This window comes from Kordiimonas lacus (assembly GCF_001550055.1).
Lineage (GTDB): Bacteria > Pseudomonadota > Alphaproteobacteria > Sphingomonadales > Kordiimonadaceae > Kordiimonas > Kordiimonas lacus.
Window position 1 is genome coordinate 588,406 of the sequence record NZ_LRUA01000003.1, and the last position, 13,513, is coordinate 601,918.

Genomic DNA, 13,513 nt, shown 5'->3' on the forward strand with positions numbered 1-13,513 from the left:
CGACATGATGAAAAAAGAACCAGAAATCGTGACCTTCGGCTGCCGCCTCAATGCTTATGAAAGCGAGGTGATGCGCCGTCACGCGGAAGACGCCGGGCTTGATGATGTGATCATCGTCAACACCTGCGCCGTCACGGCTGAGGCCACGCGCCAGGCGCGCCAAAGCATTCGCCGCATGAAGCGCGAACGGCCCGACACGCCCATCATCGTCACCGGCTGCGCGGCGCAGATTGACCCGACGCAGTTTTCCAAAATGGATGAGGTCGCGACCGTTCTGGGCAACCAGGAAAAGCTCGAAGCCAAAAGCTTCGTCGGTCTTGGCCGCGCGGGGCTTGACCTGTCGAACGCACCGCGCGTGCAGGTGAATGATATCTTTTCCGTCAAGGAAACCGCGGGCCACCTGATCGACGGTTTTGGCGAACGGGCGCGGGCCTTTGTGCAAATCCAGAATGGCTGCAACCACCGCTGCACCTTCTGCATCATCCCCTATGGCCGCGGCAACAGCCGGTCAACAGGCGTGGGCGAAGTGGTCGACCAGATCAAACGGTTGGTGGACCGCGGCTTCAAGGAAGTGGTGCTGACGGGCGTGGACATCACCAGCTTCGGTGAGGACCTGCCGGGCACGCCAACCCTCGGCACGCTCGTACAGAAAATCTTGCATTTGGTGCCGGACCTGCCGCGCCTTCGGATTTCCTCCATCGACAGCATTGAGGTGGATGAGCCGCTTTATGACGCGATCATCCATGAACCCCGCGTGATGCCGCACCTGCACCTGAGCTTGCAGGCTGGTGACGACATGATCCTGAAGCGCATGAAACGCCGCCACCTGCGCGGCGATGCCATCGAATTCACGAACCGCGTGCGCGCTGAGCGCCCCGACATGGTGTTCGGTGCGGACATTATCGCCGGCTTCCCCACTGAGACGGAAGAGATGTTCCAGAACAGTCTTCGCCTTGTGGAGGAATGCGACCTGACCTGGCTGCATGTGTTCCCCTATTCGGAACGCGAGGGCACGCCCGCCGCCAAAATCCCGAACAAGGTGCCGAAGGACGTGCGTAAAGAACGCGCGGCCCGCCTACGCGCCGCCGGTGACAAGCGCGTGGCTGAGCTGTTCAAGCGGGCCGAAGGCGCGGACGCCAATGTGCTGGTGGAGCGCATCGGCCACGACGGTAACCCCATCGGCCATAGCGAACAATTCATCCCGGTGGTGATCGACGGCCCCGCCGAGCCCGGCGATATCGTGCCTGTGCGCTTGACGCCACGCGATGAAAACGCCATGTCTGGCATCAAGACCCAACCATAAGCCTGCCTGAGGAAACGCCTGTGAGCGAGAAAAGAAGCTGGTTCCAACGCCTGACTGGCAAGAAATCCGAGACGGAAGAGCAGCCAAAGCCTGACGTGCAGGCCGAAGAACAGGCACCAGAACAGCCTGCCGAGCAGCCTAAAGAACCAGTTGCGCCAACAGCTGAAGTGGCAGAAGTGGTCCCCACGCCCGTTGTCGCAGAACCTGTCCCGGCGCCCGAGCCAGAGCCCGAAGCAACACCGGAACCTGCACCCGAGCCAGATCCTGAACCTGAGCCAGAACCAGCTCCAGAGCCCGCGCCTGAGCCCGCGGCTGAGGAAATACCTGCGGAGAAGCCATCAGAGAAGAAAAGCTGGTTCCAGCGCCTGAAGGAAGGGCTGAAGAAATCCACCAGCGCCATCTCTGGCGGCATTGCGGATATCTTCACCAAGGGCAGGCTGGACGATAACACGCTTGAGGAACTTGAAGACCTTCTGATCACGTCTGACCTGGGCGTTGCCGTGGCCTCCAAGCTCACCGGTACGCTCGCCAAGGACCGGTTCGACAAGGAAATCACCGGCGACGAGGTGAAAAAGGTGCTGGCTGCCGAGGTTGAGAAAATCCTCACCCCTGTCGCCAAGCCGCTGGCTGTGAACCCATCCAACAAACCCCACATCATCCTGATGGCGGGTGTGAATGGTGCGGGGAAAACCACCACCATCGGCAAGCTGGCGAAAAAGTTCCGGGAAGACGGCAAGTCGGTAATGCTGGCGGCGGGCGATACCTTCCGCGCAGCCGCGGTCGAGCAGCTTCAGATCTGGGGTGACCGCAACGGTGTGCCGGTTGTCACCAAGGAAATCGGCGCAGACGCAGCAGCGCTCGCGTTCGAAGCGGTTGAGCGCGCAACGGCAGAAGGCACAGACGTGCTGCTGATCGACACGGCTGGCCGCCTGCAGAACCGCGAGGAACTGATGGCGGAGCTTGCGAAAGTTGTCCGCGTGATTGGCAAGAAGGTTGAAGGCGCGCCGCACGATACAGTAATCGTGCTGGATGCCACCACGGGCCAGAATGCGGTGCATCAGGTGGAGGTGTTCCAGAAACTTGCCAACATCACCGGCATCATCATGACCAAGCTGGACGGGAGCGCCCGCGGCGGTGTGCTGGTGGCCTGCGCCGAAAAATTCGGCCTGCCGGTCCATGCCATCGGCGTTGGGGAAGCGATCGAGGACCTCCAGCCCTTCGACGCAGCCGAATTCGCCCGCGCCCTTGTCGGCATCGAGGACTAGCGCTTGCCATCGCCTGCCCCCTGGTGGCAGGATCGCTGCAGTATCAAGCCGCCAGTGGGGGAAATTCGGAAATGCTTGGATATGTCGTTTATGGCTTGATCGCCTTCGCGCTTGGGTGGCTGCTGTTCTGGATCTGGGACCGGAAACAAAGCAGCCCGATCATGGCCGCCTTGCGCGACCCAGCGTGGATCACGCCAGTTGAGGAAGCAGACACCCCCGAACCCCTGACGGCGCAGGCCAGCTTCGACTATGCCGCGAGCTATGCCGCGACACTCAAAGGCGCGCTGGCAGCACCCACTCCGGCGAAGCTGGACCGCCTGAACATCCTTCTGGCCTCGCCCCGCAATCTGGAAGACCAGCTGTGGCGCGACATGCCCATGCGACTTCGGGAGGCCTTCCGCAATTATGGCCGGGAGTATAGCGCGCTTCTTGAAACGGTCGCCGACCACTCGGAAAACCCCGTACAGCGCTACGCCGCCTATCGGCTGGCCATCTGCCTGCCCGATGCCCCGCAGGACATCCGGGACCTGGGCCTGGCGCTCGCGATCGACCCGGCGGTCAAAAGTGTCAAACGGCGCGCCGCTGAAGGCTGATCAGCCCTCGGATTTCTCCCGCGCCATGCGCCGGAGCGTGCCGTCCTTGAGCACAAACGCATGGTACATCGCGCCAACAAGGTGCAGGCCAACAAGACCTGCCAACCCCCACCAGCCATAGACGTGAATTTCCTCGAACAGATGGTGCAGCGCCATGTCGCGCTCGAACGGCGTGGGCAAGGCGAACAGCCCAAAGAAGGGCACATCCCAACCCACTGTCATCAGTGTCAGCATGCCGGCGGCAATCACCAGAAATATCCCCAGATAAAGCACCATATGCACACTGTGGGCCAGGGCATTCAGCCGCGTCGCCGACGGGTCAAGCGGCCTGGGACGTGCACCTTTCATGCGCACCCCCAGCCGCACGACCATGAAAGCCAGCAGCAATAGCCCGAAGGAAGCATGAAGCGCCAGCAGTTCGGTTTTCTCGTCCCCGCGCGGCATGTCAGCGAAGATGAACCCGAGAACAGACATCCCGACCATCAGAAGCGCCACCAACCAATGCAGTGCCTTGGCAAGCCAACCGTACCCGCTTTCGCTGTTCCACATCCCGTCGATCCTTTGCCCTAGAATGACCCGATCCAGCCGACACGGACTTTGGCGTTGCGGCCCGCATCCACCACGCCCGCGAACACGCGCTCCGCCGCAGCGTCAAAGAGATTGTCGACCCCAAGATCAACACGCACGCCCTTGAGGCCGCCCTTCGGTTCCCACACCATGAAGGCATCGACGGTTTCATAGCCCGGGCGTTCCTCGGCCACGTCATCCACTTTATCGAACCGACCAGCGATGGTGACGCGTGTACCGATACGGGCATCGATTTCCGGCAGCTTCAGCTCGGCCGACGTGAACAGGCGGTTCGGCGACAGGATGCCGACATACTTGCCCGTGTCCTTGTCTGTGCCGTTAACGCGGGAATAAGAGGCCGCGAGCCGCACGCGCAAACTGCTGTAGACCGCCTCCAGCTCGAACCCGTCCATGATGGCGCGGCCTGTGTTGATATTGCGGCTGGTACCGGCGTTGCAGGTGCCGGGGAAGCCGGGCACGAAGCAGGCCATGGACAGCTCAAAGTTCACCTCGAGATCGATCAGATCCTCAACGTCAGAGGTAAAATAGGACCCTTTCATGGTCAGGCGGTCATCGCCTGTGAACAGGTCAACGAAATCCACGCCCGCGCCAAACTCCCAGGTCTTCGACCGCTCAGGCCGCAGGTCCGGGTTGGGGATGAAGAAGTTCGGGGCTTCAAGGCCGGGGCCAAGCGGGATGGTGAAATGCACATCGTCCGCGAAAATCTCGTTGAACGATGGCGCGCGGAACGCCTCGCCGTAGGATGCGAACAGCATCAGGTTTTCTGTTGGCTCCCACGTGGCGGCAAACTTGGGGGATGTGGCACTTTCGTCCGTCTCCACCGCCTCACCCACGGCCTTGTTCTTGAAGCTGTCGTAGCGCACGCCGGGCACGATATAGAATGCGCCCATGGGTGTGTCGAGCGACAGTTCCGCCTGCGCGAACAGGCCCGTGGTGTTGGCCACCGCGTCCGGCACACCGCCGCGGGTACCGTCTGTGGTCTGATTGTCGGTGCCTACCTGCTCGTCCCGGTAATATTCCCCGCCATAGGTGAAGGTGACATTCGCGCGGCGGCCCAGGTCAAACCGGCTGCGGTTGTCGATGGTGAAACCTTTGGTTTCCACGTCGCGGCCAATGATGCGGTCAGTGTCCAGGTCGTCCTCATCCACCTGCGCCTTGTTCACATAGGCCACGGCCTGGAGGTCCACCAATTGGGTTTCAGGGTTATAGCGGGTGCCCAACCGGAAGGTGTCGCTGACGACCCGTTTCGCCATCAGGTCGCCTTCGCTGTTGCCCTGGCCGTTGTTGGGCTCAATCGCGTCGTTCCTGTAGCCCATCCAGCTGGCGCTCAGGCGCAGCGCGTCGCTGGCCTGGAAGCTGATCTTGGCAAGGCCCGAGCCGATCTCGTCGTCACCCGAAAGCGTCGTGCCGTTGCCGAGCGCGATGTCGCTCGACTGCCGGAACGTCAGGCTAGCCACGCCGTCGAGACGCCCGTCACCGGACCGGCCAAACACAGTCGCGCCGGTCATCCACTCATTACTGGCGCCCTGGAAGCCGGCTTTCAGGCGGTAGCCTGCCCGCTCCCCGTCCGCCAGGAGGTCTGCGGCGTCCAGCGTCCGCAGGCTGATCACGCCGCCTACAGCGCCAGAGCCATAAAGCGATGAGCCCCCGCCGCGCACCACTTCGGCAGAGCCTAAGAGGTCAGGCTCAATAAAGAAGCGCCCGTCATGGCCCGACAGGAAGCTTTGGCGCACGCCGTCAAACAGCACCACCACGCCTTCACCCGCCACTCCGCGGATGGTCGGCGTTTCACCGGTGCGCCGTGGGCCGCCACCGAACGACAGGCCGGGGACCGAGACGAAAAGGTCAGACACACTGGCGGCCAGCAGGTCATCCATTTCCTCGCGCGTTACCACGCTGACGGACGCCGGCACACTGAAGGCCTCCACTTCATTCTTGGTGGCGCTGACGCTGATTTCGGTGATATCCGCCACGGTTTCAGCAGCCGCAGGCATCGTGGCCAACAGTGAAACACCTGCGCATAGGGCGGATTTCAATTTTACAGACTGATACATACTCTTGCTTCCCTTGATCACATTTGCCCTCACGCCGCACCGCGCCTGCCATCTCACCTGCCGGGCCCGATGATTTTTCAAACGCCACACAGGGAGCGTTTTGAAAAATCCTTCCTGAAATTCCTTCCTGGGAAACTTCTGAGCTCTGACGGTCCTGCCTGAGGTATTTAATTAGTTATTGCAAATGATTCTTAATTTCATTAATAGCGTCATAGGCGATGGTTATTAATAATGCAAGTCAGAATCATTATTATTTTTGAGATCAAGAGGAACAAAAGATGAAGATAAATTTGACCCACCCATGGCGGCCTTTCAGGCATGCCATGCTGGTTGCCGGGCTGCTGCTGGTTTCAGCCTGTGCGACCAACACTCCGGCCCATTTGACCGCACAGGTCCCTGCCCCTGTGGCAGAAGACCGCCACTTTGAAGCCGACCGCGCGGCCATTCTGGCGATGGCAGGCGACTATAAAGTCACCTTCGATTTTCAGGAGACTGTATCGTTCCAGAAGGGCTACACGCCCAAGGAACGCTACAAGACCGGCGGGCATGAGATGGTCCGTGTAATCAAGGACACGGGCGACTTCATCAGCCTGCAGCACATCCTGGTGGTGGGCGACGGCGACAAGGTGCCCTTCATGCCGATCAAACACTGGCGGCAGGACTGGCAGTATGAACCGGCCACCATCATGACCTTCAAGGGCGCCAACACGTGGCAGAAACAGCAGCTGACGGAAGCGGAACGCGCGGGCAAATGGTCCCAGACCGTCTATCAGGTGGACGACGCCCCGCGCTATGCGGCCGTGGCGGCGTGGGACCACACAGACGGCACGTCCGAATGGGCAAGCCCGCCAAGCTGGCGCCCCCTGCCGCGCCGGGACGCCACCAAGCGGAGCGACTATCACGCCATTGAGGCTGTCAACCGCCACGCGCTGACGCCCAAGGGCTGGGTGCATGAGCAGGACAACTCGAAACTGATCCTGACAGGCGATGCGCCCAAACTGCTGGTGCGCGAAATTGGCGTGAACACCTACAATCATTTCGCAGACCTCAAAACCGAAGTCGGCACCGACTATTGGGCCGCAACAGAAGAATTCTGGGCCGAAATCCGTGATGAATGGGACACCCTGATGGCCGAGAATGACACCGTGGCCCTGACCGTGCTGGGAGAACCGTCCGAGCTTTACATGCAGATCCTGGGGATCGCGTCTGACGTGGCCGACGGGAAAGTCCCTTTCGCTGTGGCGGCCAGGGAAGCGGTTTCGATCCTGCATGACTATGTGGACACCAACCCGACCGCCCCGGTGAAACGCCTGCAGGCTCAGGCCGACGAACAGGCCACCGGCGGCTACAGCCGATAAGCCAACGGGGCAGGCAAACGCGTTGCCTGCCCCCTTCCTCAGGCTTTGGACCTGTACCAGTCAACGCGGCGGGTCAGGAACATGGCCACCGCGAGCGCGACGAACAGAAGTGCAGTGCCCGACAGAAGCGCCAGATCTTCCATTTTCAGCACACCATAAAGGTAGGCGAACAGCGCGATCTGCGTGATGGTGATGCCGGATGTCCATTTGCCCGACCCCATCACCGACTTGCCATACGCCGCCACCATGGCGATCACGATTGTTGCAGAAATGCCGTACGCCAGGCCGAAGTCCAGATGCTCCGACAGCGCCAAAAGCGCCATGAAAAACAGGCACAGCGCGAGCCCGGTCAGCATATATTGCACCGGATGCACAGGCCTGCCGGAGATCACCTCGAACAGATATAGCACCGCAAAGGTCATCAGCACGAACAGGCTGCCATATTTGGCGCTGCGGTCTGTCATGGAATAATTGTTTACCGGGTCGACAAACTTGACGCTGATCGACTGACCCTTTGGCGGTCCGTCGAACAACACCGGGCCAAGCCCTTGCGCCAGCCGCAGGGTCTGCCACTGGGCACTGAATCCGTCTTTCGAAATGCTGTGACTGATGGGCGAAAAGCGCCCCTGAAAGCCGGGGGACGGCCAGCCTGAGGCCAGCGTCACATCGGTTCTGGCGCCCGACGGCCAGATATCCAGCGCGCCGGTCCCGCGCAGGGAAAAGCTCATGTCCACAGCCAGGCTGTCACCACCCTGCAGGGTACCGCCCAAGCCGGCATGAATGCCCTGGCTGTGCCGGCCCAGGCCGGTGCCGGGCTCTATGGGCAACAGCTTGCCACCGCTGATGATTTCCATATTGCCCTGCAAGCCCTGGATGTCACCCAGCACCAGGCTGACATACAGTTGGTCCCATTTCATGTGCTCGGGCGATACGCCGTCGATCAGGAGCGGCAACTGGAATGCCGCCTTCATTTTCATGTGGGCGGTATAGACATTGGTTTCATAAATGCTGATGGCGCGCTTTTCCACGTCCACATCACCGGTTGAAGTGAGCGTATCAGGCAGCAGGATCAGGGTCCTGCGCTCCAGCTTTTCCTCGCCCGAGCTGCTGCGCGACAGCACATGGTCATAGGGCAAAACAAGTATCGGCCCTGATATCTGTTGCTCGCCGCCCCAGGTGGCGCCAACCCCCGCCAGCACGTCATTCGACCGGTTGGACCGTTCGTTCACCAGCGACTGTACCATAGTGATGGGTATCAAAAGCACCAGCAGCAAGATGCCCACCAGCGCCGCCTTGAAGCCCGGGCCACCCAGGCCCGACAAAAGCTTCTTTCCTGTATCATTTTCCATCCTGATCATTCCCCCATACGGTTTTCGGATCAAACCGGTATGGGGGTGGATGGTGCCGAAAGCGGGGCCAGATTGTGCGCCCCCGCCTTAAATGCGGGGCAATTTTGCGGCAGGACTAAACGGCTTTCGCCAGCTCCACCACCCGGGCCCAGGCGGCCATGACGTCATCTTTGGTGGTTTGCACCTGCCCCACCTGAAAGCGGATCACCGGGCGTCCGTTCACCAGCGTGCGGGTCAGGTAGGTGAAGCCGTCATCATTGACCAATGTCAGCAGTTTTTCTGTCAGGACATCCAGTTCTTCCGTGTCCAGCCCTTCCTTGAGCAGCCGGAAGGTCAGGAGCGACAGGTTCGGCCCTGTCACCAGTTCAAACCCGTCGGTATCGCGGACTGTAGCTGCCAGGTCCTTCGCCCAGGCAACATGGCCCCTAAACATGGAGCGCAGGCCTTCAAGCCCGCGCAGGCGGATCACGAACCACAGCTTCAGTGCGCGCATGCGGCGGCCAAGCTGGACGCCCCAATCGCGGTAGTCTGTCACGGTGCTGCCTTCGCGGGTTTCAAGGTAGGCGGGCAGGATGGTCAGGGTGCGCACCAGTGTGTCCTGGTCGCGCACGAAATGGGCCGTGCAGTCAAACTGCACGCCCATCCATTTATGGGGGTTGAAGACGAAACTGTCGGCGCCTTCCACCCCGTCCAGCAGATAGCGGAATTCCGGGCAAACCATGGCGCTACCGGCCCAGGCGGCGTCCACGTGGAAGTAGGCCTTATTGGCCCGCGCGATCACGCCGATGGCCTTCAAGGGATCAGCTGCACCGACACTTGTGGAGCCCACAGTCGCCATCACCATGGCCGGGATGATGCCCGCCTTGCGGTCTTCTTCCATCATGGCGGCAAGTGCTGCGGGCTGCATGGCGTGATCTTTGTCTGTTGGCACAAGGCGGATCGAGGCGCGCCCCAGTCCCGCCATCTTGACGGCTTTCTCCAGCGAACTGTGGGCTTCGGCCGAGGTGTAGAATGCCATCTTGGGCGCATGCTGCAGGCCGGTTTCATTCACCTTCCAGTCGGTTGACCGTTCACGGGCGGCCAGCACCGCGCAGAAAGTGGCGCTGGAGGCCGTATCCTGGATAACCCCCGCCCAGGCACGCGGCAAATCGAGCATGTCCTTCAGCCAGCCCATCATGGCTTCTTCAAGTTCCGTGGCTGCCGGGCTGGTTTCCCACAGCATGGCATTGATGCCCATGGCGCTGATCAGCATTTCCGCCAACTGGCTTTCCGGCGTCACATTGGCCGGGAAATAGGCGAAAAAGCGCGGGTGCTGCCAGTGGGTCACACCGGGCAGGATGATATCTTTGAAATCCGTCATCAGTTGGTCGAAACTCTCGCCTTCAAGGGGCGGCATTGCAGGAAGCTTGGCGCGTACGTCGCCCGGGGCCACCTGGGCGCGCACAGGAAAGTCGCGCACGCCGTCCATATAGTCGGCGATCCAGTCGATCACATCATGTGCATTTTTGCGGAACTCTTTGCTGTTCATCGCAGGCTTTCCTCCTGGTCCTGATCAACCGTTTATGACGGGGTTGTGAGTTGCGCCAACAGAGCCGTTCGGTACACCTTGGCGCCCAGACAGCACACTATACATGGGGGAAGATCAAATGAAACATCTGCTCATTGCAATCCTTTTTGCCGCTGCCAGCTTTCAGCCCGCCAGCGCCGACGATATGGCCGACCGCAAGGCTATCGAACAGGCGGCGCTGGATTATATCGAAAGCCAGCACAAGCCAGACCCCAGCCGCATGGACCGGGCCCTGCACGGTGACATGAAAAAACGCACCTATTGGGAAAAAACGGACGGCACCGAATATGTCATGGAAACCAGCCGCGACACCATGCTGTGGGTGGCGGAAAACTATAACAAGGACGGCAAGGCCTTCCCAAACCCACCCCGCAAGGACATTGAAATTCTGGCACTTGACGGGCGCATCGCATCCGTGAAGCTGACGGCCGACGACTGGATCGATTACCTTCATCTGACGAAGGGCAATGAGGGTGAGTGGAAGATCATCAATGTGTTGTGGCAGTTCCACGACCAGTCGCAGCAGGTGGACCGTAAGTAGGCCGACAGGTCAGGTTCGCAGCCAGACGCGCGCCTCAGCAAGATTGTCAAAAACCTTGCTGACCACCGCGCCGGGTTTCAGGCTTTCATAGTGGGCGGCGTATGTCTGGACAATCCCGGCCATCTTAGGATTGTCAGTGACGACCGCAAGCCGCATGCGCGGCGCACCGTCATAGGCCATGACATCCATCTCCGCCATAGTGCCCACCAGATGGTCATCGGCATAGAAATGGTCTGCGTCGAGCGCGTTGATCAGCATGCGGCTGATCTTCTTGTGGCGCGGGTCACCGGTGATGGCCTTGTTCATGGCAACCATCTGGTTCGGGAAATCCCCGTCCACATGCACTTCAACACAGTCATCCATCCATGTCAGATCAATTGCCACACACGTCCCCATTTTTGAAAAATCATAATGGCGCAAGCCTGTGATGAAAAATCAAACCAACGTTACCGTGCGTCGGACGTCAGGACCTTAAGCGCCGCATCAAGCGCACTGTCCCGGCCAGCAGCCAGGTCTTCTTCGGAAAAAACAGGCACACGGATATGGGGCGGAATGCCCAACCGGTCATAGCTTTTGCCGGCACTGTCCAGATAGCGCTCGTTCGGCAAGGCGAACAGCCAGCCGTTCGGCAGGATGCGCGGCAGCATATCGGCAAATGCACCACGAGTGTTGTCGCCAATGCGTGTTACTTCCGGTGCGCGGTCCATCAGCGCCATCAGGAAAGTTTCTGCTGCGCTCATGCTGTTAGGGCCTGTCAGCACAACCACTGGCCCCCAGAAGCTTTCACGGTCGCTGGCCTGCACCCAGGTTGCGGTTTCGTCCGTCCAGGCTTGCCCGCCTTCGCCCCCCCTGTAGGCCTGCTTGGAATAGGCGATATACTCCTGTTCCGTCAGGCGGCGGGCCATCGCCAGCGCAAGGGCGTCCGACCCACCAGCGTTGTCGCGCAGGTCAATCACCAGTCCGGCCAGGCCGTGGATCGGGTCGAAAAAATCATCGAGCGCGCGTTCGAACGCCGCCAGGTTGGCGTCCGGCGTGTTCGCCTCACTGAAATTGGTAAAGCCGCTTACGCGCAGGTAGCCTACCCCCCGCACCAGCTCGGCATAGCCCAACATGCCGCGGCAGTAGGGTGCCAGCGGGCTTCTGAGGTAGCTGCCGTCGACAATCTCGAACCCCGCTTTGCGGCTTTCTTCCGGCGCCGACCTGCCCGCGCCTTCTGCGCCGAAATACATGGCATCCAGGCTTGGGGCCACAAGGGCCGTATGGGCATCTTCAAGGGGCGCCATCAAGCCGGTCAGATAGTCGAATAGCTCTTGGTCCGTGGCAATGGCGTCCACCGTCGGTGCCGGCCATCCGGTGCGTCCTTCCGCGAAGAAAGGATAATGGATTTTGAAGCTTTCATGAAAAACCGCCACCGTGTCCTGTGCCGTAGCGGCAGTGTTGACCTTGCACGCGTCCGGCAGCGCCGCCAGCTTGTGGGCTGTCATGAAGGTGCTGGTGTCGCTGCGGTGGAAGCGGCGGCTATCCTTGCCCAAAGGCCAGATTTCCATATCGGCCTCAATGAAGCCTGGGATAGTTACACCAAAGCGCGCTTCCGCATCTTCGCCTTCAAGGTGCTCGAGCGCACCCGGGATCAGGCCGCTTGGCAGACAGCTGATCGCGGTTGTCTCATAGATCGCGACCTCCTGGCCGCGCACATCAAACAGATAGCCATAGCCCTCTGTTTGCCACACACCGTCAGGGTCTGCCGCTGAACCAGCCGTGCCCAAGAATGTCAGAAAAATTAAGAAAGAAAAAAGCAACCCGCGCATAACAGCTCCCGAAAAAACGGGGCCATCATAGGCAAAAAAACGTCAATGCAAAGCCTGAATTATGGGATGCCTGGCGGGGCTCACGCGGCCTCGCGCACCACCACCATTTTTGCAGCGCGCCGGAAGAACAGAACCGACGACACGGAAATGGCAACCGGCACATGGCGCCCCGCCTTTGTCCGCGCCTTGAGGTTCCTGAGCGGCTTTGAGGCCAAGGCCTTTTCGCCATTACGGTGCGCCCCCGAACCCGACCCAAACAGGACATCCAGATCCGGGATGAGATCGGCCAACTGCCTGTTGCGCAGCTCATCCTGGCCATATTCGAACATCTGTTCGGCGATCTGGTTGTTGCGCAGGATCTGGCCCTGCTCGTCGCACACCAGGATGGCGTCTGACGACCCTTCGAAAATCATGATGTCGTTACCCCTGCGCCGAATAAGCTTCAACCCGCCCCAAATACAGACGGCACAGTTCAACAGAATAAGCGGGATTATCAGAAGAGCCCCTGTCGCGACCTCGCGCCAAACCTGGCTGATCTGGCGCTCATGCGTTTGCATCTGGGACATATAAGCCGGGAGAATGCGGTCCCGCATGGCGGTGAACGCTGCCACGGCCGCGCTGTCATCCACATAAACCAGCCGGTCCAATTCCGCTGGAGGCAAGGCCCGCCAGTCCGCCTCCCGTGCCCGCAGGAAGTTCTTGCGGTATGTGTCCACCGTTTGGGAGATTGTCTGCAGGTCCTCCCGGTCTTCCGCCTGCAGCGACAGGGCCCGCATGCCCTCAATGGCATCCTCAACCTTCTCCAGCGACGCTTGGGTTCGCTGATCATATTCCGGTGTACGCCTGAGTACATAGTTTTTGAAATTATGGATAAATTCGCCATAGCCGATCGAGCGTTCGATCTGCGCCAGAGAGGTGGCCTTCTCAATGGACACCTCAGATGTCCGCGTCCAGGCAATATTCATCAGCCCCATGTCGCGGTATAGGGTCCAGCACCAGTGGATCATTGTGCCGTTGATCAGCACAGCCAGTAGAATAATCAGGGTCGCCCGAAAGCGTGGTGACATGGCAGCCTGAGTCATCAATG

Annotated in this window: 12 protein-coding genes; 5 read left to right on the plus strand and 7 right to left on the minus strand. The window is 60.3% G+C overall.

Annotated elements, in window-relative coordinates; genetic code table 11:
• The first annotated feature begins 7 nt into the window (after window positions 1-7).
• From mtaB to KORLAC_RS06105, 3 genes are all read left to right on the plus strand, one after another.
• Complete coding sequence (mtaB, locus tag KORLAC_RS06095) at window positions 8-1,303, plus strand: tRNA (N(6)-L-threonylcarbamoyladenosine(37)-C(2))-methylthiotransferase MtaB (RefSeq protein WP_068304675.1); 1,296 nt, start codon at window positions 8-10, stop codon at window positions 1,301-1,303.
• Between the two features lie 20 nt (window positions 1,304-1,323).
• Complete coding sequence (gene ftsY / locus KORLAC_RS06100) at window positions 1,324-2,568, plus strand: signal recognition particle-docking protein FtsY (protein WP_068304421.1); 1,245 nt, start codon at window positions 1,324-1,326, stop codon at window positions 2,566-2,568.
• A gap of 71 nt (window positions 2,569-2,639) precedes the next feature.
• Entirely contained in the window at window positions 2,640-3,161 is a 522-nt protein-coding gene (locus KORLAC_RS06105; protein ID WP_068304423.1) for a hypothetical protein, read from the plus strand.
• Here KORLAC_RS06105 and KORLAC_RS06110 read toward each other — a convergent pair whose 3' ends face one another.
• Entirely contained in the window at window positions 3,162-3,710 is a 549-nt protein-coding gene (locus KORLAC_RS06110; protein WP_068304425.1) for a cytochrome b, read from the minus strand.
• A 17-nt stretch (window positions 3,711-3,727) separates the two neighbouring features.
• Window positions 3,728-5,803, minus strand: coding sequence for a TonB-dependent receptor domain-containing protein (locus KORLAC_RS06115; protein ID WP_068304428.1), 2,076 nt, complete (start codon window positions 5,801-5,803; stop codon window positions 3,728-3,730).
• A 278-nt stretch (window positions 5,804-6,081) separates the two neighbouring features.
• Between KORLAC_RS06115 and KORLAC_RS06120 the strand changes: the two genes are divergently transcribed.
• Entirely contained in the window at window positions 6,082-7,161 is a 1,080-nt protein-coding gene (locus tag KORLAC_RS06120) for a DUF6607 family protein (protein WP_068304429.1), read from the plus strand.
• A 38-nt stretch (window positions 7,162-7,199) separates the two neighbouring features.
• Here KORLAC_RS06120 and creD read toward each other — a convergent pair whose 3' ends face one another.
• Together creD and KORLAC_RS06130 are read right to left on the minus strand one after the other, a co-directional pair.
• Entirely contained in the window at window positions 7,200-8,510 is a 1,311-nt protein-coding gene (creD, locus tag KORLAC_RS06125) for a cell envelope integrity protein CreD (protein ID WP_068304431.1), read from the minus strand.
• A gap of 115 nt (window positions 8,511-8,625) precedes the next feature.
• Window positions 8,626-10,038, minus strand: coding sequence for a pyridoxal phosphate-dependent decarboxylase family protein (locus KORLAC_RS06130; RefSeq protein WP_068304433.1), 1,413 nt, complete (start codon window positions 10,036-10,038; stop codon window positions 8,626-8,628).
• Between the two features lie 118 nt (window positions 10,039-10,156).
• On the opposite strand from KORLAC_RS06130, the gene KORLAC_RS06135 reads away from it, so the two are divergent.
• On the plus strand, window positions 10,157-10,618 hold the full coding sequence (locus tag KORLAC_RS06135) for a nuclear transport factor 2 family protein (protein WP_068304435.1): 462 nt from the start codon (window positions 10,157-10,159) through the stop codon (window positions 10,616-10,618).
• 9 nt (window positions 10,619-10,627) lie between these two features.
• Here the strand turns inward: KORLAC_RS06135 and KORLAC_RS06140 are convergent, their stop codons facing one another.
• The 3 genes from KORLAC_RS06140 to KORLAC_RS06150 all read right to left on the minus strand — a co-directional run bounded on the left by KORLAC_RS06140 (window position 10,628) and on the right by KORLAC_RS06150 (window position 13,508).
• Window positions 10,628-11,002 (minus strand): hypothetical protein, encoded by a 375-nt coding sequence (locus tag KORLAC_RS06140; protein ID WP_068304437.1) that lies wholly within the window; start codon window positions 11,000-11,002, stop codon window positions 10,628-10,630.
• Between the two features lie 62 nt (window positions 11,003-11,064).
• The gene (locus tag KORLAC_RS06145) at window positions 11,065-12,426 is read right to left on the minus strand and encodes a S41 family peptidase (protein ID WP_068304439.1); all 1,362 of its coding nucleotides are present in this window, start codon (window positions 12,424-12,426) and stop codon (window positions 11,065-11,067) included.
• 80 nt (window positions 12,427-12,506) lie between these two features.
• Window positions 12,507-13,508: a PAS domain-containing protein gene (locus tag KORLAC_RS06150; RefSeq protein ID WP_139167553.1), complete on the minus strand. Its 1,002-nt coding sequence runs from the start codon at window positions 13,506-13,508 to the stop codon at window positions 12,507-12,509.
• Between the last annotated feature and the right edge of the window lie 5 nt (window positions 13,509-13,513).

What these genes read in the sequence shown, in the direction of transcription:
- KORLAC_RS06120 (WP_068304429.1), top strand. Translation starts at nt 6,082, where the DNA reads ATGAAGATAAATTTGACCCACCCATGGCGGCCTTTCAGGCATGCCATG.
- KORLAC_RS06115 (WP_068304428.1), bottom strand. Translation starts at nt 5,803, where the DNA reads ATGTATCAGTCTGTAAAATTGAAATCCGCCCTATGCGCAGGTGTTTCA.
- KORLAC_RS06130 (WP_068304433.1), bottom strand. Translation starts at nt 10,038, where the DNA reads ATGAACAGCAAAGAGTTCCGCAAAAATGCACATGATGTGATCGACTGG.
- KORLAC_RS06105 (WP_068304423.1), top strand. Translation starts at nt 2,640, where the DNA reads ATGCTTGGATATGTCGTTTATGGCTTGATCGCCTTCGCGCTTGGGTGG.
- KORLAC_RS06145 (WP_068304439.1), bottom strand. Translation starts at nt 12,426, where the DNA reads ATGCGCGGGTTGCTTTTTTCTTTCTTAATTTTTCTGACATTCTTGGGC.
- KORLAC_RS06135 (WP_068304435.1), top strand. Translation starts at nt 10,157, where the DNA reads ATGAAACATCTGCTCATTGCAATCCTTTTTGCCGCTGCCAGCTTTCAG.
- mtaB (WP_068304675.1), top strand. Translation starts at nt 8, where the DNA reads ATGAAAAAAGAACCAGAAATCGTGACCTTCGGCTGCCGCCTCAATGCT.
- KORLAC_RS06110 (WP_068304425.1), bottom strand. Translation starts at nt 3,710, where the DNA reads ATGTGGAACAGCGAAAGCGGGTACGGTTGGCTTGCCAAGGCACTGCAT.
- KORLAC_RS06150 (WP_139167553.1), bottom strand. Translation starts at nt 13,508, where the DNA reads ATGACTCAGGCTGCCATGTCACCACGCTTTCGGGCGACCCTGATTATT.
- creD (WP_068304431.1), bottom strand. Translation starts at nt 8,510, where the DNA reads ATGGAAAATGATACAGGAAAGAAGCTTTTGTCGGGCCTGGGTGGCCCG.